We start from the raw sequence: 21,941 nt of genomic DNA on the forward strand, positions 1-21,941 counted from the left end.
CTTATCCATAAGACAAATAATGATTACATTCCTAATCAACCCTACACTATGACCGATAGACTGTCTCCAGGATAAGTACGCAAAACGATAAAGGGTTAGTTTCATTTGCTTATTCACTGAGCCGGTGTGCTGAACAAAGCGGGGATTCAGTTGTCGGAATGCCAAAGTTTCCATTAAAATGGATCGGATCGATTTAAGCACACAAAGGGGGAAGTGCTTAGTTATTATGAAACCTAAATTACGAATGATGAAAATGCGTTGGTTGGGTGCTGCGGTACTGTTGTCACTTTATACGTCATCAGGCTGGGCTTTTTCCATTGACGATGTCGCAAAACAGGCACAATCCTTAGCAGGCAAAGGTTACGAAGCGCCAAAAAGCAATCTGCCGTCCGTATTCCGCGAGATGAAATATGCGGATTATCAGCAGATTCAATTCAACCATGATAAGGCCTACTGGAGCGCCATTAATACCCCATTTAAGCTTGAATTCTATCACCAGGGCATGTACTTCGACACGCCGGTTGCTATCAATGAAGTCACTGCTACCGCTGTTCGCAAAATTAAATACAGCCCGGATTATTTTAACTTTGGTAACGTGCAGCACGATAAAGACACGGTCAAAGATCTCGGATTCGCCGGTTTCAAAGTCCTCTACCCCATTAATAATAAAGATAAAAACGATGAAATCGTCAGTATGCTGGGTGCCAGCTACTTCCGTGTGATTGGCGCAGGCCAGGTGTATGGCCTTTCTGCCCGTGGTCTGGCGATCGACACGGCTTTGCCGTCTGGGGAGGAGTTCCCTCGTTTTAAAGAGTTCTGGATCGAACGTCCAAAACCGACTGACAAACGTCTGACCATTTTCGCACTGCTGGATTCTCCACGCGCCACCGGCGCCTATCGCTTTGTCATTATTCCAGGGCGCGATACTGTCGTTGACGTGCAGTCTAAGGTCTATTTGCGTGACAAAGTGGGCAAACTGGGTGTGGCGCCGCTGACCAGTATGTTCCTGTTCGGACCATCACAGCCGTCACCGGCAATCAACTACCGCCCTGAACTGCATGACTCCAACGGGTTGTCGATGCTCGCCGGCAATGGCGAGTGGATTTGGCGCCCGCTGAACAACCCGAAACACCTGGCAGTAAGCAGTTACGCTATGGAAAACCCGCAGGGCTTTGGCCTGCTGCAGCGTGGTCGTCAGTTCTCGCGTTTTGAAGATATCGACGACCGTTATGACCTGCGTCCAAGCGCCTGGATCACCCCGAAAGGCGACTGGGGCAAAGGGAAGGTTGAGCTGGTGGAGATTCCGACCAACGACGAAACCAACGATAATATCGTCACTTACTGGACGCCGGATCAACTGCCGGAGCCGGGTAAAGAGATGAATTTCAAATACACCATCACCTTTAGTCGCGATGAAGACAAGCTGCATGCCCCGGATAACGCATGGGTGATGCAGACTCGTCGCTCTACTGGCGATGTCAAACAGTCCAACCTGATTCGTCAGCCGGATGGTACGCAGGCCTTTGTCGTGGACTTCACCGGTCAGGATATGAAGCAACTGCCGAAAGACACCCCCGTCACCGCGCAGGCCAGTATCGGTGATAATGGCGAAATCGTTGAAAATACCGTTCGTTATAATCCTGTCACGCAAGGCTGGCGTTTAATGCTGCGTGTGAAGGTCAAAGATCCGAAGAAAACCACCGATATGCGTGCCGCACTGGTCAATGGCGACAAGACCCTGAGTGAAACCTGGAGCTATCAGTTACCTTCCAATGAATAAGACAACTGAGTATATCGACGCGCTGCCGCTTCCGGATGCGGAAAAGGCAGCGCTGCCGACAGAGAGTATTCGTGCTGTGCATGAAGCCCTGGACGATGAGCGTCACAGCTGGACCCGTGACGATGATTCGCCGCTGGGTTCAGTAAAAGCACGTCTTGAGCACAGTTGGCCTGACTCCCTTGCGAAAGGTCAACTCGTTAAAGATGATGAAGGGCGCACGCAACTGGAGGCAATGCCGAAAGCGAAGCGTTCTTCGATGTTCCCTGATCCCTGGAGAACGAACCCGATTGGGCGTTTCTGGGACAGGCTTCGTGGTCGCGATGTTCAGCCGCGGTACATGTCGCGGTTGACCAAAGAAGAGCAGGCCAGCGAGCAAAAATGGCGTACGGTGGGTTCTATTCGTCGTTACATCCTGCTGCTGCTGACCCTGTCGCAAACCGTCGTTGCTACCTGGTACATGAAAACCATCCTGCCTTACCAGGGCTGGGCGCTGATTAACCCGTCGGACATGGTGGGCCAGAATCTGTGGGTTTCCTTTATGCAGCTACTGCCGTATGTGCTGCAGACCGGTATCCTCATTCTGTTTGCCGTACTGTTCTGTTGGGTGTCGGCCGGTTTCTGGACCGCACTGATGGGCTTCTTACAGTTGCTGATAGGGCGGGATAAATACAGTATCTCCGCTTCCACAGTCGGTGATGAGGCGCTCAATCCTGCGCACCGCACTGCGCTGATCATGCCTATCTGTAATGAAGACGTTGATCGTGTTTTTGCGGGCCTGCGTGCGACCTGGGAGTCGGTAAAAGCGACCGGTAACAGTGAACACTTTGACGTTTACGTACTCAGTGATAGTTACAACCCGGATATCTGCGTTGCTGAGCAGAAAGCCTGGATGGAACTTATCGCCGAGGTGCAAGGTGAAGGGCAAATTTTCTACCGCCGCCGTCGCCGTCGCGTGAAACGTAAAAGCGGTAACATTGATGATTTCTGCCGTCGCTGGGGCAGCCAGTACAGCTACATGGTAGTGCTGGACGCCGACTCCGTGATGACCGGTGATTGTCTGACCGGGCTGGTGCGTCTGATGGAAGCGAACCCGAATGCCGGTATCATTCAGTCGTCGCCAAAAGCTTCCGGCATGGATACGTTGTACGCCCGCTGCCAGCAGTTTGCTACGCGCGTGTATGGTCCGCTGTTCACCGCAGGCCTGCACTTCTGGCAGTTGGGGGAATCGCACTACTGGGGTCACAACGCGATCATCCGCGTGAAGCCGTTTATTGAGCACTGCGCGCTGGCACCGTTGCCGGGTGAAGGCTCGTTTGCTGGTTCGATTCTTTCTCATGACTTCGTTGAAGCCGCGCTGATGCGTCGTGCGGGCTGGGGCGTCTGGATTGCTTATGACCTGCCAGGCTCATATGAGGAACTGCCGCCGAACTTGCTGGATGAGCTCAAACGCGACCGTCGCTGGTGTCACGGTAACCTGATGAACTTTCGTCTGTTCCTCGTGAAGGGGATGCATCCGGTGCACCGTGCGGTGTTCCTGACAGGGGTGATGTCCTACCTCTCTGCGCCGTTGTGGTTTATGTTCCTGGCCTTGTCGACTGCGCTGCAGGTGGTGCATGCATTAACAGAGCCGCAATACTTCCTGCAACCGCGTCAGCTCTTCCCGGTATGGCCGCAGTGGCGCCCGGAACTGGCTATCGCGCTCTTTGCCTCAACGATGGTTCTGCTGTTTTTACCGAAACTGCTGAGTATCATTCTGATCTGGTGCAAAGGGCCGAAAGAGTACGGTGGTTTTGTACGGGTGACACTCTCCCTGCTGCTGGAAGTGCTGTTCTCCGTTCTGCTGGCGCCGGTGCGTATGCTGTTCCACACGGTATTCGTGGTCAGCGCATTCCTCGGCTGGGAAGTGGTCTGGAACTCACCGCAGCGTGACGATGACTCGACCCCGTGGGGCGAGGCGTTCATGCGTCATGGTTCTCAGTTGTTGCTGGGGCTGGTGTGGGCAGTGGGTATGGCATGGCTGGATCTGCGCTTCCTGTTCTGGCTGGCGCCGATCGTCTTCTCGCTGATCCTGTCTCCGTTCGTGTCGGTCATTTCCAGTCGTTCAACGACGGGCCTGCGAACCAAGCGCTGGAAGCTGTTCCTGATTCCGGAAGAGTACTCTCCGCCGCAGGTGCTGGTGGATACTGACAAGTATCTGGAGCTGAACCGCGGGCGTTCACTGGAAGATGGCTTTATGCATGCCGTGTTCAACCCGTCGTTTAACGCGCTGGCAACGGCAATGGCAACCGCGCGTCATCGTCGCGGGCATATTCTGGAGATCGCCCGTGAGCGTCACGTTGAGCAGGCGCTGAACGAGACCCCGGATAAGCTTACCCGTGACCGACGTCTGGTGCTGCTGAGTGATCCTGTCACCATGGCGCGCTTGCACTACCGTGTATGGGCATCGCCAGAGAGGTATCTCTCGTGGGTAACCTTTTATCAGGATGTGAAACTCAATCCGCTTGCTCTGAAGGCAAAGTAAGCTGAGATGAGAAAATACCGGCCCCAGGGCCGGTATTTTTTTACGTAAATAATGATATGCGAGGTAATGGGTGAGAATTCTTATCGTAGCACTTATGACATGCCTGCTGAGCGGATGTGGCAGCATCATCAGCCGGACGATCCCAGGCCAGGGGCATGGCAATCAATACTACTCTGGCGTCAAATGGGATGTCCGCGACTCCGCATGGCGCTACGTTACCGTACTCGACCTGCCATTCTCGCTGGTGTTCGATACGCTCTTGCTGCCCATTGATGCTCACCATGGCCCGTATGAATAATTAACGCTCGTCCCACTCATCCGCAGCGGCCTGACCTTCTTCCGTATCAAGTGGAGGTTCAAGCTGGAATTCCCCTTCATCCCACTCGTGTAGCGTGTTTTCTTCCAGCCACTCCTGACGCAGCTCTATCTCATCAAAATCGCCGTCAAAAACACTCTGTGCGGCTTCGCCCGATAACATCGGTAGACACTCGCCTTCCTCTTCGTCTGTTGCGAAGAATTCAGCCTGCCACATAATGTCTCCGTCCTGGAGCACGTATTTCTGGACGTTGAATTGCTGCACACTGGCATCTTCTTCCTCCACGCCTGGATTATTGGCCAGGAACTCTTCGCGAGCAGCATCAATTGCTTCTTCGAGCGTAGCGTACATAGTCATAAATTTCTCCCTGTGGTTTGACGAGGTATTCAGGGAAAGAATAGTTGAATATGAGGTTTTGCAAGTGCCCGAACAAAAAAATCAGTCATCGGTGTTAATCATCGATGACGTGGTCAGCGACTCTGCGGCGCGCGGGACGTTGTAAACTGACCCAGGAGTAAAAAGCGTTAAACAGGACGATGCCCGCCGTAACGCAGAATACGGCGCGAAAACTGTAGTTTGCCGAGACCGCTGCGCCGAGCAGTGGGCCGGTCACATTACCGATATCGCGGAATGACTGGTTGTAGCTGAATACACGGCCTGCAATTTGTTGGGTCGTGTTATAGACCAGCAGTGTTTGCACTGCGGGGAGCAGGGCGCCATCGGCGGCACCCAGGAGAAAACGCAGTAACCCAAGCTGCCACGGCGTTTGTACAAAGGCCATAGGCACCAGCAGTAAGACGGAAATCAGTAGCGCGGCGATTAAAATCTTTTCCGGGCCGATACGATCACCCAGCAGGCCAAGGCGCGGTGCGCTCATCAGCGCCGCCATACCGGGAACCGAAGCAATCATACCGCTAATAAATGCAATATTACCGACGTTACCTGCCAGTTCACGGACATAAAGCGTCAGGATAGGGGCAATAGAGCCCGTTGCGACCTGAATGATCATCGTCGTAACAAACAGACTCAGCACGAGGCGCGGACTTTTCAGCGAAGCGAAAACTTCTCTTGCATGAAGCATCTCTTTTTTCGCCACCGGGGTGAAATTTTCCCGGATGCAAAAAAGCGTTAACAAAAAGCAGATAAACAGAACCGAGGCGGTGATAAAAAAGACCATCCGTAGCCCGTACATATCGGCCAGTAGCCCCCCTGCCAGTGGGCCAAGCAATGCTCCTGCTACGCCGCCCGTAGATAATGTTCCCATCGCCCATCCGCTGCGGTTTCGTGGCATCTGTGTTGCGATCAGCGCGTTGGCATTCGGGATAAAGCCGCCGAGCAAGCCAAGCAGGGCGCGCAATACAAGAAACTGCCAGATAGTCTGCGCAAGCCCCATCAGGGCCATGACAATCGCCATTCCCAGCGCAGAACGCAGGAGCATTATTTTACGCCCTTTGCGGTCAGCGAGGCCGCCCCAGAAGGGGGAGGCGATTGCGGAAAAAAGAAAAGTAATACTAAAAACCAGACCGGACCACATGTTAAGCGCGCTATGCCCGGTAACGCCGAGTAGCTCCACGTAGAGAGGTAAAAAAGGCATGACCAGACTAAATGCCGCGCCAGTTAAAAAACAGCCTACCCAGGCCACGGTCAAATTACGTTTCCAGTTTATGGGAGCAGGAGATGACATTACCTTCCACGTTACGCGTGTCACACGCGAAAAATTAGCAATCAAAAATAATAAGCCTGCTAATTATGCGCCTGGGTGATAAAAGCTGCAATGGAAAGCATGTGAAGAAATACAACAAGCGCAGCCCGGCGGACCAGGCTACGCAGGAGGTTAATAGCGAGAAGGGACACCTTCCGGGCGGGTTTTGAAGCGACGATGCAGCCACATATATTGCTCCGGGGCCATCAGAATGCAGCGCTCAACAACTTTATTCATCCAGGCTGCGGTCTCTTCTGCACTCTCCAGCGGTGGCGTGGTTTCACCTTCCAGCATGATCAGTTCATACCCTTTACCGTCTGGTTTACGACGCGGTACAAAAGGTACCAGGCAAGATTTAGACATTTTCGCCAGCATCCATGTGCCGGTAGTGGTAGCGGTCTGCTCTACCGCAAAGAACGGTACAAAGACGCTGGAGCGTGGGCCGTAGTCGTGGTCCGGCGCGTACCATACGACATCGCCGCTTTTCAGTGCGCGCACCATCCCTTTCAGATCTTTACGATCTATCATCGTCTTGTTTGAACGTAACCGTCCCCACGTTTGTAGCCAGTCCAGCAGGGGATTGTCATTGGGCCGATACACTCCAATGCCAGGAATATGCATACCGAAGACGCGTGCCCCCAACTCAAGCGTTAAGAAGTGCACGCCGATAAGCAAAATCCCCTTGCCTTCGGCGAAGTGTTTTTGTGTGTTGTCCATCCCGATGACATCCACCCAGCGATTGATTCGTCTGTCTGGCCAGAACCACGCAATCCCGGTCTCCATTACTCCCATTCCGACAGACTCAAAGTTCTTCTTGACCATTTCCTGACGCTCTTGCTCCGGCATCTGCGGGAAGCAAAGCTCAAGGTTGCGATGTGCGATACGCACGCGGCGCTTCATTAGGCGCATTGCCAGCCGTCCTGTACCGCAACCCAGGCGATAAATGGCCGGATAAGGCAGTTGTACCACCAGCCACAACAACCCAATACCGCACCAGGTTAGCCAGTAGCGCGGATGTAGCAGTGACGGGGAAAATTTAGGTAAATGCGTCATATCGTTCCTTTACTCAGCAAAAATCTCCTGCATTGTCGCATTTTTATCGAATCAACCAAAATCACTACCAGTTGAATGCGTAATTGCCAGGCTATTGTTATTGAAAGATGATTTTAATGAGGGAAATGTAGCGCAAATTGTGTGGATGTAAATTGCTACTAATTGCTTTATGATGCCGCCCGATTTTATTGATTACCGCATTGCAGGATACGTACACCATGCCAGTGTTACACAACCGCATCTCGAATGACGAACTGAAAGCGCGCATGCTTGCAGAAACCGAGCCGCGCAAGACCGTCTCATTCTATAAATATTTCTCCATCGTTAACCCGCAGGTCACGCGCGACATACTCTATACCGCCTTAACAAAGCTGAATGTGTTCGGTCGCGTATATTTAGCTCATGAAGGGATCAACGCGCAAATCAGCGTGCCGGAAAGCCAGTTTGAAGCATTGAAAGCCTATCTCTACAGCTTCGATCCTGCCCTGAATGGCCTGCGTATGAACATTGCGATTGACGATGATGGCAAATCATTCTGGGTTCTGCGCATGAAAGTGCGCGATCGCATCGTCGCGGACGGGATTGAGGATGACTCGTTTAATGCCAGCGATGTCGGCGAATACCTGAAAGCCGCCGAAGTGAACGCGATGCTCGATGACCCGGATGCGATTTTTATCGACATGCGCAACCACTATGAATACGAAGTGGGCCATTTTGATGGCGCGCTGGAAATTCCTGCCGACACCTTCCGCGAACAACTGCCAAAAGCGGTTGAAATGATGCAGGAACATAAAGACAAAAAGATAGTCATGTACTGCACCGGCGGGATCCGTTGTGAAAAAGCCAGCGCCTGGATGAAACATAACGGCTTTAACAAAGTCTGGCACATCGAAGGCGGGATCATTGAATATGCCCGTCGCGCGCGTGAACAAGGGTTACCGGTGCGTTTTATCGGTAAGAACTTTGTTTTTGATGAACGTATGGGAGAGCGTATCTCTGATGACGTGATTGCCCATTGCCATCAGTGCGGTGTGCCATGCGATAGCCATACTAACTGTGTGAACGATGGTTGCCATTTGCTGTTCATTCAATGCCCGTCGTGCGCCGAAAAATTCAAAGGGTGCTGTAGCGAAGCCTGTCTGGAAGAGAGCCAGTTACCGGAAGAGGAACAGCGTAAGCGGCGAGCCGGAAGGGAAAATGGCAACAAGATTTTCAACAAATCGCGTGGTCGACTGAATACAAAACTCGGTATCCCGGACCCTGAGTAAACGCTTTCGCCAGCGTGGGCCCTGTGCTCACAGGCAACGAGCCAGGGCGGATCATCGTCTATGATCCGCCTCTGATACTTCTGTGGGTGGTTACTTCTGCTGTACGCCTTCCACTGAGATTATCAATTCGACCTCCTGCGAAGCAGGGCCAAGGTCGGTCGTGATATTAAAGTCTTTAAGTTTAATTTTCCCTTCCGCTTCAAAACCAGCGCGTTTGCCACCCCAGGGATCATCACCCTGACCAATCAGTTTGGCTTCCAGTTTCACCGGTTTGGTCACGCCGTTTAAGGTCAGATTGCCGGTGATATCCAGCTCATCACCGTCTTTTTTTACTTCGGTCGAGGTGAAGGTTGCCTGCGGATGTTTCGTCACATTGAGAAATTCACCACTGCGAAGATGTTTGTCGCGTTCCGCATGGTTGGTATCGACACTGTTGGTATTGATGGTGACATTGACTTTATCAGAGGCAGGATTGGCCTCATCAAAGGTAAAAGAGCCGTCAAAGTCTTTAAATGTGCCGTACAACCAGCTGTAACCGAGGTGCTGGATGCGGAAATTGATGAAGGCGTGTTGACCTTCTTTGTCGATTTTGTATTCCGCTGCCATCGCGGAACCCGCAGAGAACAGTAACGAAGCGAGAGTAAAACCCAGCAGGCTTTTCTTCATATCATACTCCAGAGTCAGATGACGATTTACCCAGCATGCGCTTTAGGGTGTCGTCTTTATCAATGAAATGGTGTTTAAAGGCGGCAAGGCCGTGCAAGACCGAAAGGATGACGACCGTCCATGCCAGCCACAGGTGAATATCTCCGGCGAGGTCTGCCTGCGAGCCTGCATCGGCAATCGTGGCAGGCACATCAAACAGACCGAAAACGCTGATCGGTTTCCCGTCAGCGGTGGAGATGAGGTAGCCACTGAACAGAATGGCGAACAGCAGCAAATAAAGCGCGACATGTGCAACCACCGCGCTAATACGCGTCAACCGAGAGTAGCTTGCGAGTGGCGCGGGAGGAGGAGAGAGGCGCCGCCAGATAAGGCGGATTACCAGTACCAGCATCAGGACAATGCCAATACTTTTATGCAGTTCGGGCGCCTGATGGTACCAGCCATCGTAATAGCTGAGCGTGACCATCCACAAACCCAGCGCAAACATGCCATAGACGGCAATTGCGACCAGCCAGTGCAGGACAACAGAAATTGCGCCATAGCGAAATGGAGAATTACGAAGTTGCATAATGTTAACCGCAAGAGTGTAAAAGTTAATTTAAAATGGCGTCAGAAAAATAATATTGCAACTTAAAACTAACAATTAGTAATTCTGATTTTTTAATATCATAAAATTTGAATAAATTATCGTGCATATATTCAGTTGATTCGAGTGTGAGGGGGTGATTGATGCTTGTAAGGCCTGAATAGAAGGGGGTTGAGTAGGGTTTTTTATTTCAAAAAATCTGTCGATATTTTTGTTTTTTTAAATTAATGTCAGTAAACGTCAATATTTGTTATTCAGCCCAGACAATATAAATAAGATCCACAAGGGCAATGATTGACCATAAAACGATATATACCATTAAATGCTCGCGGACATTATTAACCAGATAAAGGAATAAGCGGCGCATAATCTCTCCTGATAATCGGCCAAAAGAAAAGGCGGCCCATAAAGGGGCCGCACAAAGAAATTATCCTGCAAAGCGTGCTAAAGAGAAGGGGGTCAAATCAAACTTACTGCTTTCACCCTGGGCGAAGAGGGCCGCAATTTCCCCCAGTACCGGCGCAAATTTGAAGCCATGCCCGCTTAAGCCTGTGACCAGCAAAACATCGGAAGAGCCGGGTAGGGTGTCGATAATAAAGTCTTCATCAGGAGAATTGTCATAAGTACAAGAGGCGCCGTACAGACACCCGCCGATACCCGGCAAGAACTGGCGCAGGAAGCTAAAGCATTCAGAGCCATCAGAAGCCACCGCGCCAAACGGTACGCGTTCGCTGGCCTCGTTGATGAGTTGTCCGCCGTTATGCTTGCCGATTTTTAACGCATCGTCCTCAGCGGGGAAACCATAGTATTGAGAGCCATCCGCCATTTCACCGGTAAAGGCCGGGAAGCGATTTTTGGTACTGTAACGACCATCGGCCTGGAACCAGGCAAAGACTTTTCGTACTGGCTGCACAGGTAAGTCCGGAACCAGTCGCGAAACCCATGTACCGCTACTGACCAGGACCTTTTTCGCACTGAATGTGCCCTCTGACGTATCAATACTCACGCCATCATCGGCAGTATGCAGGGCTGTCACCGGGCAGTTAAACAGCTGTGCGCATCCGGCTTCTTGCGCCAGGCGAATCCAGGTTTTAATTGCCAGTTCGCTGCGCAGTACGCCGGAGTCTGCTTCGAACAAGCCGATGTAGTCATCGGGGACGACGATTTCCGGCCAGCGTGCCATCAGAGATGGCGCATCAAGTTTTTCTACAGCCAGATTCCAGCGCAGCGCGCTTTGCGCGACATTGGCCAGAAAAGAGGAGTGCGCAGGGCCAAGATTGAGGACGCCGGTGCGCTCAAATACGGCTTCGCCGCTTTCAGCAACCAACTGATCCCACAGTTCCTGAGCGCGCAGTACCAGAGGAACGTATTTTTCACCCTCCCCGTAAGCATGGCGGATTAAACGGGTATCGCCATGATGGCTTCCTTCCTTATGTGGCGGCAGGTGCGCATCGGTCATCAGTACGTTGAGACCGGCACGGGACGCATAATAGCCCGCCGCTGCACCGACAGAACCGCTGCCAATGATGATCAAATCGTATTTCATGTTGTTCTCCATCAAGTGCGTAGTCAGGAGAGTAAATAACCGGGAGGCGTTATACAAGACGGGAAATAATTAAGGCACCCCATGGGTGCCTGTTGAGTGATTATTGAGCATTATCGCTAATGCCTACGATACTCATTTTCCTGGTACTCGCCTGATTCTATTTTAGCGATACCCGCTTCTAAAATCGAAATAAACTGGCGGGCAACTTCGGTCGTTAACCACAACGTCTGGCCTACTTCGGTATCCTGTGAAGCGGCTCTGTTTGGGGTCTGGTAATGTAAGCGCAACATCAGTGCATCGTAACTGTCCACTGTGCTGATATCCCATCCAACCAGAGGATGGGTCTGGATGACTTCATTATTCTTTTCCATCATAACCCCCTTATGGCGTGTTAACTGACAACGACTTTCGAGGTTCAATGCGTGTTTTGTGAAGCCTTTTCAGTATACCAATATTTAACCTGGCTGATCGAATAAATAACACTCTGCAACATAATTTTATTGCGGCTGGATTTTTTTGAACAAGAAAGCGCTAACTTACGCGTTATTTTTAAGTGAGTTAGGAGAGAAGTAGGATTTTTGCTTAAAAAAACAAAAAAGCCGGGGCGACCCGGCAAAACATGCACAATACAGCTTATTTTTTAATCCCGGATAAACCAGTCGTCTGCGCTTTCCCAGGTTTCTTGCAAAATTTCACTGATGCGCTCTTTATCTTCTTTTGCTCCGCCCATTACGGACAAGTTATTTGCTGTCGCATAACGGACCGTAATTTTATTTTCGCTATCAGGGTAATAATTATTCAGTCGGCGGGATAACTCGCTCGCCAGCGCATCGATAGCGCCAGGCGGGAGTGGTGTAGTTTTGGCAATAGTGACTTCAATGCGCATGGCAACCCCCTGTGTTATATACTGTGTATTTATACAGTTACCTTGCAGGGTTTACAACAGGGGGCGTGAAAAAAATCAGGATTTCACTGTCCAGTGCACGGTCTCACCGGCAAGGAACGGGATGATCGCATCTTCCGGCAAGTCAATACTGTCGATGACCGTGGAATCTTCACGCACCAGCTCAATAAAAGACTCATTCACTGGGAGGCCATAAAAACGCGGGCCATTGAGTGAGCAGAAACCTTCAAAGTGCTGCAGCGCATTCATCTCCTCAAACACAGTGGCATAACTTGCCAGCGCGGTCGGCGCGTTGAAGCAGCCTGCACAGCCACAACTGGCCTCTTTACGATGGCGGGCGTGCGGCGCGGAGTCCGTACCGAGAAAGGCGCGAGTAAAGCCGCTGGCAACCAGTTCACGCAGTGCCTGTTGATGCACATTACGTTTCAGGATGGGTAGACAGTAGAGATGGGGGCGCACGCCGCCAACCAGCATATGGTTGCGGTTGAACATCAGATGCTGCGGTGTGATGGTGGCGGCCAGCAGTTCATTGCCGTCACGCACATAATCTGCCGCATCTTTCGTCGTGATATGTTCAAAAACCACTTTCAATCCCGGCAGACGCTGGCGAAGCGGCTCCATTACCGTCTCTATAAAACGGGCCTCGCGATCGAAGATATCGATCTCAGCATGGGTCACTTCACCGTGTACCAGCAGTGGCATCCCCAATTTTTCCATACGCTCAAGCACCGGCATGATGGCATCAATACTGGTCACCCCATGGCTGGAGTTGGTGGTGGCATTTGCAGGATAGAGCTTGGCGGCAGTAAAGACGTTCTCGCGAAAACCGCGTTCCACTTCGTCAGGATTGAGCGAGTCGGTCAGATAGCAGGTCATCAGCGGAGTAAAGTCATGCCCGGCAGGTACGGCATCAAGAATGCGTTGGCGATAAGCAATAGCCGCATCGACGCTGGTCACCGGCGGGGCAAGGTTGGGCATGACGATGGCGCGAGCATAGATTTCGCTGGTCCAGGGCACGACGGTTTTTAACATTTCGCCGTCACGTAAATGAACGTGCCAGTCATCAGGGCGGCGGATTTTTAAAACCTGGGATTGTGCTGTCATGAGAGTGCTCCGGCTGGGTGAGAATCAGTCAATATGGCTGGTTTTTTGCCGGGCACTAAGAATAAGCGTATACCCGTCATACTTCAAGCTGCATATGCATTGGCTTCACGGGCATCCCGGTCACTCACTTGCGTAAGTTTCCGGGAATTCACGGCTTCGCTGTCTTTCAGCAATGCAACTATTTTAGGTATAAAACAGCTCCGTTTGCCGCTTTTCCGTAAAAAACCTTACGCGCTTAATCGGTGAGGGGGATGATAATTTCTCCGGGTTTCACTTCGATACCTTTGGCATATTTTTTCGCCAGCGCTTCGCCTTTGCTGCTGTCTTCACGCAGAATATAAGCAGGATGCTGATTAAAGTAGGTTTGCAGGGACTGGTTCAAATAGGGCATCAACGTTTGCAGAATGGACTGCATTTTCTGCGGCGCGACGGTCGCGTCGACTACCTCCATTTCCTGGAGATAGATTGCCCCTTTTTCTTTATCAAAGACCGGTAATGCCTTCATCTTGAGCTTCATGGTGGCTTTCTGGCTACCGAAAAGGGAGTTCATATCCAGACTGGCATCGCCGGAAAGCGTAATCTTATTCGGTTCCTCGCGTCCAATCTGGCTGGCCAGATTGCTAAGGACAATATGTGCATCCGCCACGCCAGGCAGGCCGATGTCTTTGGCGAAATTGTTGCGTTTTTGCAGTGACTGGTTAATTTCCTGCTCGCTGATGCTGTACTGTGTTAGCTGGTTACAACCCACCAAAACGCCGCTTAAAATGAGCGCCGCGGCGAAAATAATCTTTTTCATTGTGTTCCTCAACAGAGTGCCTGTGTATTCATCTTTGTCTGCAGCATCAGCCCAGGGCACAGGATAAGCCAGCAGAAAAAGCTGAAAGCGGAAGCGTACGCTTCCGCCTGGGGCATTATATCGCCATTGATGAGAGCACGTTAATTTGCGTCTGTTTCGCCATATTATCGCGGTAGTCGGCCACGCGAGTCGGCCAGTTAATCCCGGCCACAATAGTCAGATTCCGCAACAAGGGGAACAGGTGAATATCATCATCCGACAGCTCGCCATTAACTGCATTTGGCTGAACGATAAGCTTATCCAGTGCGCGTAAATCATCGCTGATATTCTTGATAAGGCCGGATGAATGGGACATATGCTCAGCAAAGTCGCCGATGGCCGCCTCTTTTTTGGCGACAAAGTACGCTCTCGCTTCAGGCGTCGCGAATTCATCAAAGGCGCTTTTAGCAAAGCGCGGGATGAGCAGGCGATTAACGTAGCTATTCACTTTTCTGAGCCAGGCGTCGAGAGCCGGATTTTGCTTCCCGGTCAGCAGTGGCTTACCGTCGAGCTTGTCGACGTAATGCACAATATCCATGCTTTCTGGCAGATAACGGCTGTCATCTTTTTGCAGTATCGGCGCCATTTTTTTGCCGATCATACGGGTTGGCGTTGCCTCGTCATCATTGAGCAACACATTGAGTTCGACGGGGATATTTTTGAGACCGAAAATCATGCGGGCCTTAACGCAGAACGGGCAGTGATCATAAATGTAGAGTTTCACGATTCTCCTCCATACTGATTGTCCATCACAAAAAAGTATGGAGGAGATTAAAAGGAGTGGCAAATTACGCGCCGGGCTCGAGCAGGCGGGAAGGGGTCCGTTTTTGAGCAAATTGCCACAGTAAGGCGAAAAAGGTGATAAGACCAATCAGTGCCAGCATCATCCACGGCAACGCTGGTTGACTCAGTGCTTTACCCACGTCAAACAACCAGCCACCGCCGGCGTAACCCAGCGCGCCGCCAAAGGCCAGACCCAGACGGCTGAACCCCATATAGCTACCGCGTGCACGGGAATCAGCCAGTGCCGCACTTAACGTTTCACGCGCCGGCTCAGCAATAATGGATCCGATATAAAAGGTGCAAATCAGCGTAAACAGCTGCTGCAGGCTGGTAACAAGGCCTATTGGCAACAGGCTGAATGACATAAACAGTAGCCCGGCCATTAGCCGATGTTCCAGGCGAAACCGCTTTTCGCTCCAGCGGGCGATAGGGTATAGCAGAGTCAGCGACAGGCTGGCCTCGATGGCATACATCCATTTGACTGCCGCTGGCGAACCGGCAATATCGTTCACCATGATAGGCAGCATCAGCATCACCTGTACCGCCAGCATGTAATACCCGGTGAGCGTCAGCACATAGGTGACAAAACGTTTGTCACGCAATACGCGGCTGAGTCCTTCGCGTACCGGCGTTCTTACCGTCGATAATTTCCACGCGGGCAGTAGCCAGGCATTAAAGCCTGCGCAAAGGACAAATACAGCGGCGCCGACGGCACAGACCAGACGAAAATCGTATTGCAGCAACCAACTGCCAATCAGTGCGCCGATTACCGCCCCCGCACTGTCCTGCATCATCAGGATAGAGAAAAAGCGGCCACGCTGGGATGGGTGAATCAGCTTGACCACCAGCGCAGTGCGCGGTGGGTCAAAGAGCGTACCGCCTAGTCCGGATAATATGCAAGAGCACCACAGCAGCCAGGGATCGTGAGCGATGCCCATGGTGGCAAAACCCGCTGCACGCATGAGCATGCCGGTAACGATCAGCGGTTTGGCACCAAAACGGTCTGCGATAGCGCCGCCGAAAACGCCCAGTCCTTGCTGCACGAATTGCCGTAACCCAAGGGCAATACCGACCATTAAGGCAGCCCAACCGAGTTGATCAACAAAACGTATAGAAATAAGCGGGAAAACGACGAAAAAACCCAGCACCACCAACATATTATCGACGAGCAGGAAATATTTACCCAGGCTCCTTGCCTGCGATACGCGTGACATTCCCCCTCCCGGGAAATAAAAGAAAGTACTTTCATATTCTGCCGGGTCGCCTGATGTTTTCCCATCATCGGGGCGACAATATTTTTTTATCAAAAGCGGGCTTTAATTCAGAGTTGTCATCGAAAAAACGTATGGATGACGAAAATGCAGGTTGTTGTTTTCACAGAGTGGCCGAGCAAATGTATAGTAAAGGGAAGGGGTTGAGAGTAGTAACCGGAAGGAGAAGGAATGAATGTTTGGCTATCGCAGTAATGTGCCGAAAGTACGCCTGGTCACTGACAGGCTGGTGGTTCGCTTAGTCCATGAGCGGGACGCCTGGCGCCTTGCGGACTATTACGCCGAGAACCGTCAATTTTTAAAGCCCTGGGAACCGGTTCGTGATGAGAGCCATTGCTATCCGTCCGGTTGGCAGGCACGCCTGGGCATGATTAACGAATTCCATAAACAAGGAACCGCATTTTATTTCGCGTTACTCGATCCAGAAGAAAAAGAAATCATCGGTGTGGCGAATTTCTCCAATGTGGTACGCGGTTCGTTCCATGCCTGCTATCTGGGATATTCCATCGGGCAAAAATGGCAGGGGCAGGGGTTAATGTTCGAAGCGCTGACGGCAGCCATTCGCTATATGCAACGAACGCAACATTTACACCGTATTATGGCGAATTATATGCCGCACAATAAACGCAGCGGCGATTTACTGGCGCGTCTTGGTTTTGAAAAAGAGGGCTACGCAAAAGCGTATCTGCTGATTGACGGACAGTGGCGCGACCATGTGTTGACGGCATTGACCACCAAAGACTGGACCCCAGGTCGTTAAGGAGAAAACATGAAGTATCAGCTCAGTGCCACGGAAGCGCGCGTCATCGGATGCCTGCTGGAAAAACAGGTCACTACGCCAGAACAATATCCACTGTCAGTCAATGCCGTGGTGACCGCATGTAACCAAAAAACCAACCGTGAACCGGTAATGAACCTCAGCGAGCATGAGGTGCAGGACGTGCTGGATACGCTGGTGAAGCGTCACTATTTGCGTACCGTCAGCGGTTTCGGTAACCGTGTCACTAAATATGAGCAGCGTTTCTGCAACTCCGAATTTGGCGACCTGAAACTCACCTCAGCGGAAGTGGCCATCATTACCACGCTGTTACTGCGTGGCGCGCAGACGCCAGGCGAACTGCGTGGACGCGCGGCGCGGATGCATGAATTTAACGATATGGGTGAAGTGGAAAGCGCGCTGGAGAATCTGGCTCAGCGCGAAGATGGTCCGTACGTTGTGCGCCTGGCCAGAGAGCCAGGCAAACGGGAAAGCCGTTACATGCATCTGTTTAGCGGTGATGTGGAGACGCTGATTAACGTTGTGGAGGCGGTAAGCCCGCTTGATACCAATAACGATCTGGCTTCACGTGTTGAAGCGCTGGAAAACGACGTTGCCGAGCTGAAACAGCGTCTGGCTTCATTACTCGAACATCTGGGAGATTAATCGTGGCGGCATTACGTATTGGGGTGGTGGGATTGGGCGGCATCGCGCAAAAAGCCTGGTTACCGGTACTCGGGGCGGCGACCGACTGGACGCTGGCGGCCGCATGGTCGCCGACGCGGGAAAAAGCGCAGCGCGTGTGCGACACCTGGCGTATCCCTTATGCCGGGTCGTTAGCCGAACTCGCTGCGCAGTGCGACGCAGTCTTTGTCCATACCTCTACTGTCTCGCATTATGCAGTGGTGAGTGAACTGCTTAATGCCGGTGTCCATGTTTGCGTCGACAAACCCCTGGCAGAAAATCTGGCAGATGCGGAAAAGCTTATTGAACTGGCGGCGCGCAAAAAGTTGACGCTGATGGTGGGGTTTAACCGCCGTTTCGCGCCGCTGTACCGTCAGTTAAAACGTCATTTGCCGCAGGCTGCATCGCTGCGTATGGATAAACACCGCAGCAACAGCGTTGGCCCACACGATCTGCGTTTCACCTTACTGGATGATTATCTGCATGTTGTGGATACGGCACTCTGGTTAGCAGGAGGCAGCGCGTCGCTTGCCAGCGGCACATTGTTGACCAATGACGAGGGTGAAATGATTTATGCCGAGCACCACTTTGCGCAGGGCGCATTGAACATCACCACCAGTATGCATCGCCGTGCCGGTAGTCAACGTGAGTGGGTGCAGGCCGTAACGGATGGCGGACTTTATGACGTTACCGATATGCGTGAATGGCGCGAAGAACAGGGGCAGGGGATAGTGACGCCGGCAATTCCCGGCTGGCAGAGTACTCTGGAGCAGCGAGGCTTCGCCGGATGCGCGCGTCATTTTATTGAATGTGTGCAAAATCAGACGGTTCCGGAAACAGCCGGAGAACAGGCCATCATGGCCCAGCGCATCGTTGAAAAACTCTGGCGTGAGGCGATGAGCGAATAACCCTCTGTAACATATGGCGGTAGAAATTCGCGTTATTCCAGGTAGACTAAGCGCTTCGCGATACCAACGCCTGCTTTGTGCAGGCGTTGTGTTTATGGAATCCTAAATGAACTTATTAAAATCGCTGGCGGCCGTCAGCTCAATGACCATGTTTTCTCGCGTGCTGGGTTTCGCACGTGATGCCATTGTGGCGAGGGTATTTGGTGCGGGGATGGCGACCGATGCCTTCTTTGTGGCATTTAAACTGCCGAATCTTTTACGACGTATTTTTGCCGAAGGGGCATTCTCTCAGGCTTTTGTGCCCATTCTTGCAGAATATAAAAGTAAACAGGGCGAAGAGGCGACGCGGGTTTTTGTTGCCTATGTATCGGGGCTGTTAACACTGGCGCTGGCTGTTGTCACCATTGCCGGGATGCTGGCGGCGCCTTGGGTGATTCTGGTTACGGCGCCGGGGTTTGCCGATACCGCCGATAAATTTGCCTTAACCTCTCAGCTTTTGCAGATAACGTTTCCCTATATTTTGCTGATTTCACTGGCGTCACTCGCCGGGGCGATTTTGAATACCTGGAACCGTTTCTCGGTCCCGGCATTCGCGCCCACATTGCTTAATATCAGCATGATTGGTTTTGCGCTGTTTGGCGTGCCATATTTCCATCCGCCTGTACTTGCGCTGGCATGGGCGGTAACGGTGGGCGGTATCCTGCAGTTGGTTTATCAACTGCCGCATCTGAAAAAAATTGGCATGCTGGTGCTGCCGCGTATTAGTTTCCGCGATGCGGGCGCGATGCGCGTGATGAAACAGATGGGGCCGGCGATCCTCGGCGTATCGGTCAGTCAGATCTCCCTGATTATCAATACCATTTTTGCCTCTTTCCTGGTCTCCGGTTCGGTCTCCTGGATGTATTACGCAGACCGCCTGATGGAGTTTCCATCCGGGGTGCTTGGCGTGGCGCTGGGGACGATTCTGCTGCCGTCGCTTTCGCGAAGTTTTGCCAGCGGTAATCATGATGAGTATTGCCGCCTGATGGATTGGGGGCTGCGGTTGTGCTTTTTGCTGGCGCTTCCCAGCGCGGTGGCGTTAGGCATTCTCGCAAAGCCGCTGACGGTTTCGCTTTTTCAGTATGGTAAATTCACCCCGTTTGATGCCCAGATGACGCAGCGTGCGCTCATCGCCTATTCGGTTGGTCTGATGGGCCTCATTGTGGTGAAAGTGCTGGCGCCCGGATTCTATTCACGACAGAACATCAAAACGCCGGTAAAGATTGCTATCGTCACGCTGGTGATGACGCAGTTAATGAACCTGGTGTTTATCGGCCCGCTAAAACATGCAGGTCTGTCACTCTCGATTGGTCTGGCGGCGTGCCTGAATGCCGGTCTGCTCTACTGGCAACTGCGTAAGCAGAATATCTTTACCCCACAGGCCGGCTGGGGACGTTTTCTGACACGTCTGATTATTGCGGTGCTTGTGATGGCCGCGGCACTGTTTGGCATGCTGTATGTGATGCCAGACTGGGCGCAAGGTAATATGGCACATCGACTGATTAGGCTGATGGCCGTGGTGGTGGTAGGGGGTGTGGCTTACTTTGCCACGCTGGCGCTGCTGGGGTTCAGAGTGAAAGACTTCGCCCGTCGGATAGCGTAAACGCGAAAGGGAGTCGCCCCTGACAGGCGACTCCCGCAAAGAGGAATGTGAACGCGACAGCTATATGGAAATCTTTTTTCCGCCCCTGCTACCCGTAAAGGTCTGACCATTCGCACCATAAAGCCCTGGCTCCTGGTGAGGTTTCAGTACCTCAAGCGCTTTTCGGTTAAGGGCAATTTGCCCTTCGAGCAACCAGCCGTTGTGCTGGTTCAGATCGCGCAGGTGTTGCGTTTTTCGGGTGATTATCTGCCAGCGATCGGCAATATCGTCGTTTGCGCTACTTTGTACTTTCTGCGCTTCGCGGCGTTGCTGCTCCAGATAATCCAGTGTGGCAAGCAATGAGCTTTTCTCTTCCGTGATGCGCTGCAGCGTGCTGCTATGCACATGGCCCACAGAGAGTTGTTTTTGCTCAGCATCCATCACGTCTTTTAATGCGTTCAGGATAACTGTCATTTGATCAAGAATATCTGACAGTTGATTCATACATTATTTACTCAAGTAACTCTGCACTTCGTTAATCAGGGCATCAGCGATTTTGCCGGTGTCCATCTTCAGCTCACCATTACGGATTGCCGTTTTCAGTTGTTCAACGCGTTCCATATTGACGTCGCCGCTGCCCGGCTGCATCAGTTTGGATTGGGCATCGCTCAGCGTTACGCTCGTGCTGTTGGCGGTCTTCGATTTTTCCAGACGTACTTTCTGTGCCTGGGTGTCGCTGGTCTCACGTGTTGTAACGGTGCTAACCGGCTTTAAAGGCGATGTACGATCAATGCTCATAGTGTGTTGTCCTCATAGAGGTTTTCCGGCGTTTTGGGTCTGCCATCTTCAGTCGTTGCTTATTTATCGGCAGATGCCGCAAATTCTTTAAAAAGATTATAGGTTAATCAGAATATTCCCATCAGCGCCGACAATTCCACTTACAATTTGCCCTGAAGACATGCGTACCCGGGCACTTTGCGACACCGCCGCATTGTTCAGTGCCTGGCCTTCATTATTGACACTAAAGCCTTCGCCATTTGCTACAACCATCACGCGCTGGCCGGCTTTTACTCGCCAGGCCTGGCGCAGCATCGAGAGCTGAACCGGTTGATCGGGTGAGAGATCGCGCAGGCTAACAGCATCTTGTGCCTGAGAAATATCGAGCATTGTTTTCGGCGGTAACTGATCGAGCCTGCCGCGTTTGAGCGCTACACTTCCCAGCGTCAAAACCGTGCCGCGGGCAATCGCCTGAGCGGCGACAACATAATTTCCCGTCGCCTGGACGTTCACCTGTAAATAGCGTTTTTCGTTACCGCAGTTGGTCAATACGTTGACGTTTCCCCAAAGCTGAGCGTACCCCGTCAAACTTAAGGCTGGTTGCTCGCAAGTGGGATAAAGATTTTTCGGCGTGCGTATTGTTACCACCACCTCGTCACTAAAGCCAGCCAGTCGTTGTGCAAAAAACGCGGTGAGCTGCGCTTTTAAGTCTTGCGCCAACACTTGCGGGCTTAAAATCAAAAACAGCAATGCCGCGGCTAAACCGCTTTTCAACGTGTTCATCGCAGACCCCTGCCTGTTGTTTGTTGAAGAGATGACAGGATTCTACCCGCCATACAAATCTATCAACGGAATAAAT

24 protein-coding genes are annotated in these 21,941 nt (G+C 51.9%); 8 read left to right on the forward strand and 16 right to left on the reverse strand.

Features of this window, described 5'->3' with window-relative positions; translation table 11 throughout:
- The first annotated feature begins 226 nt into the window (after positions 1-226).
- The 3 genes from mdoG (at position 227) to AB182_RS09340 (ending at position 4,599) form a co-directional block, all read left to right on the forward strand.
- A complete protein-coding gene (gene mdoG, locus AB182_RS09330; RefSeq protein WP_047369823.1) occupies positions 227-1,780 on the forward strand; it encodes a glucans biosynthesis protein MdoG in 1,554 nt (517 codons plus the stop codon).
- Positions 1,773-4,301 (forward strand): glucans biosynthesis glucosyltransferase MdoH, encoded by a 2,529-nt coding sequence (gene mdoH / locus AB182_RS09335; protein WP_047369824.1) that lies wholly within the window; start codon positions 1,773-1,775, stop codon positions 4,299-4,301. Before mdoG ends, mdoH begins: the two co-directional genes overlap by 8 nt.
- Positions 4,302-4,395: 94 nt before the next feature.
- Positions 4,396-4,599, forward strand: a complete 204-nt coding sequence (locus AB182_RS09340) for a YceK/YidQ family lipoprotein (protein ID WP_407675506.1) — start codon at positions 4,396-4,398, stop codon at positions 4,597-4,599.
- Here AB182_RS09340 and AB182_RS09345 read toward each other — a convergent pair whose 3' ends face one another.
- The 3 genes from AB182_RS09345 to AB182_RS09355 form a co-directional block, all read right to left on the reverse strand.
- A complete protein-coding gene (locus AB182_RS09345) occupies positions 4,600-4,974 on the reverse strand; it encodes a MysB family protein (RefSeq protein WP_047369826.1) in 375 nt (124 codons plus the stop codon).
- A gap of 94 nt (positions 4,975-5,068) precedes the next feature.
- Positions 5,069-6,301, reverse strand: coding sequence for a multidrug efflux MFS transporter MdtG (mdtG, locus tag AB182_RS09350; protein ID WP_047369827.1), 1,233 nt, complete (start codon positions 6,299-6,301; stop codon positions 5,069-5,071).
- 150 nt (positions 6,302-6,451) lie between these two features.
- Positions 6,452-7,372 carry a Kdo(2)-lipid IV(A) acyltransferase gene (locus tag AB182_RS09355; protein ID WP_047369828.1) on the reverse strand — a complete coding sequence of 307 codons (921 nt, stop codon included), beginning with the start codon at positions 7,370-7,372 and terminating at the stop codon, positions 6,452-6,454.
- Positions 7,373-7,590: 218 nt separating this feature from the next.
- Between AB182_RS09355 and trhO the strand changes: the two genes are divergently transcribed.
- Positions 7,591-8,640: an oxygen-dependent tRNA uridine(34) hydroxylase TrhO gene (gene trhO / locus AB182_RS09360; RefSeq protein WP_047369829.1), complete on the forward strand. Its 1,050-nt coding sequence runs from the start codon at positions 7,591-7,593 to the stop codon at positions 8,638-8,640.
- A 90-nt stretch (positions 8,641-8,730) separates the two neighbouring features.
- Here the strand turns inward: trhO and AB182_RS09365 are convergent, their stop codons facing one another.
- From AB182_RS09365 to mdtH, 10 genes are all read right to left on the reverse strand, one after another.
- A complete protein-coding gene (locus AB182_RS09365) occupies positions 8,731-9,306 on the reverse strand; it encodes a YceI family protein (protein ID WP_047369830.1) in 576 nt (191 codons plus the stop codon).
- Position 9,307: 1 nt separating this feature from the next.
- On the reverse strand, positions 9,308-9,874 hold the full coding sequence (locus AB182_RS09370; RefSeq protein ID WP_047369831.1) for a cytochrome b: 567 nt from the start codon (positions 9,872-9,874) through the stop codon (positions 9,308-9,310).
- A gap of 268 nt (positions 9,875-10,142) precedes the next feature.
- Positions 10,143-10,259 carry a YceO family protein gene (locus AB182_RS30420; protein WP_071845862.1) on the reverse strand — a complete coding sequence of 39 codons (117 nt, stop codon included), beginning with the start codon at positions 10,257-10,259 and terminating at the stop codon, positions 10,143-10,145.
- Between the two features lie 60 nt (positions 10,260-10,319).
- The gene (gene solA, locus AB182_RS09375) at positions 10,320-11,438 is read right to left on the reverse strand and encodes an N-methyl-L-tryptophan oxidase (RefSeq protein WP_047369832.1); all 1,119 of its coding nucleotides are present in this window, start codon (positions 11,436-11,438) and stop codon (positions 10,320-10,322) included.
- Positions 11,439-11,554: 116 nt separating this feature from the next.
- Positions 11,555-11,809, reverse strand: a complete 255-nt coding sequence (gene bssS, locus AB182_RS09380) for a biofilm formation regulator BssS (protein ID WP_041851759.1) — start codon at positions 11,807-11,809, stop codon at positions 11,555-11,557.
- Positions 11,810-12,078: 269 nt separating this feature from the next.
- On the reverse strand, positions 12,079-12,324 hold the full coding sequence (dinI, locus tag AB182_RS09385) for a DNA damage-inducible protein I (RefSeq protein ID WP_047369833.1): 246 nt from the start codon (positions 12,322-12,324) through the stop codon (positions 12,079-12,081).
- A 75-nt stretch (positions 12,325-12,399) separates the two neighbouring features.
- The gene (gene pyrC / locus AB182_RS09390; RefSeq protein ID WP_047369834.1) at positions 12,400-13,446 is read right to left on the reverse strand and encodes a dihydroorotase; all 1,047 of its coding nucleotides are present in this window, start codon (positions 13,444-13,446) and stop codon (positions 12,400-12,402) included.
- A gap of 235 nt (positions 13,447-13,681) precedes the next feature.
- Positions 13,682-14,242, reverse strand: a complete 561-nt coding sequence (locus AB182_RS09395; RefSeq protein WP_047369835.1) for a lipoprotein — start codon at positions 14,240-14,242, stop codon at positions 13,682-13,684.
- A 115-nt stretch (positions 14,243-14,357) separates the two neighbouring features.
- Positions 14,358-15,005: a glutaredoxin 2 gene (gene grxB, locus AB182_RS09400; RefSeq protein ID WP_047369836.1), complete on the reverse strand. Its 648-nt coding sequence runs from the start codon at positions 15,003-15,005 to the stop codon at positions 14,358-14,360.
- A 64-nt stretch (positions 15,006-15,069) separates the two neighbouring features.
- Positions 15,070-16,278: a multidrug efflux MFS transporter MdtH gene (gene mdtH / locus AB182_RS09405; RefSeq protein ID WP_047369837.1), complete on the reverse strand. Its 1,209-nt coding sequence runs from the start codon at positions 16,276-16,278 to the stop codon at positions 15,070-15,072.
- 232 nt (positions 16,279-16,510) lie between these two features.
- Here mdtH and rimJ point away from each other — a divergent pair, with 232 nt between their 5' ends.
- From rimJ to murJ, 4 genes are all read left to right on the forward strand, one after another.
- The gene (gene rimJ, locus AB182_RS09410) at positions 16,511-17,095 is read left to right on the forward strand and encodes a ribosomal protein S5-alanine N-acetyltransferase (protein ID WP_041851753.1); all 585 of its coding nucleotides are present in this window, start codon (positions 16,511-16,513) and stop codon (positions 17,093-17,095) included.
- A gap of 9 nt (positions 17,096-17,104) precedes the next feature.
- Complete coding sequence (locus tag AB182_RS09415) at positions 17,105-17,758, forward strand: YceH family protein (protein WP_047369838.1); 654 nt, start codon at positions 17,105-17,107, stop codon at positions 17,756-17,758.
- 2 nt (positions 17,759-17,760) lie between these two features.
- Positions 17,761-18,684, forward strand: coding sequence for a Gfo/Idh/MocA family protein (locus AB182_RS09420; protein ID WP_047369839.1), 924 nt, complete (start codon positions 17,761-17,763; stop codon positions 18,682-18,684).
- A 106-nt stretch (positions 18,685-18,790) separates the two neighbouring features.
- Entirely contained in the window at positions 18,791-20,326 is a 1,536-nt protein-coding gene (gene murJ, locus AB182_RS09425; protein ID WP_047369840.1) for a murein biosynthesis integral membrane protein MurJ, read from the forward strand.
- Positions 20,327-20,386: 60 nt separating this feature from the next.
- Here the strand turns inward: murJ and flgN are convergent, their stop codons facing one another.
- The 3 genes from flgN to flgA all read right to left on the reverse strand — a co-directional run bounded on the left by flgN (position 20,387) and on the right by flgA (position 21,865).
- Positions 20,387-20,809, reverse strand: coding sequence for a flagella biosynthesis chaperone FlgN (flgN, locus tag AB182_RS09430; RefSeq protein WP_047369841.1), 423 nt, complete (start codon positions 20,807-20,809; stop codon positions 20,387-20,389).
- A gap of 3 nt (positions 20,810-20,812) precedes the next feature.
- Positions 20,813-21,103: a flagellar biosynthesis anti-sigma factor FlgM gene (flgM, locus tag AB182_RS09435; RefSeq protein WP_047369842.1), complete on the reverse strand. Its 291-nt coding sequence runs from the start codon at positions 21,101-21,103 to the stop codon at positions 20,813-20,815.
- A 96-nt stretch (positions 21,104-21,199) separates the two neighbouring features.
- Positions 21,200-21,865 (reverse strand): flagellar basal body P-ring formation chaperone FlgA, encoded by a 666-nt coding sequence (gene flgA / locus AB182_RS09440; protein WP_047369843.1) that lies wholly within the window; start codon positions 21,863-21,865, stop codon positions 21,200-21,202.
- Between the last annotated feature and the right edge of the window lie 76 nt (positions 21,866-21,941).

The sequence above is a fragment of the Phytobacter ursingii genome (genome assembly GCF_001022135.1).
Taxonomy (GTDB): domain Bacteria; phylum Pseudomonadota; class Gammaproteobacteria; order Enterobacterales; family Enterobacteriaceae; genus Phytobacter; species Phytobacter ursingii.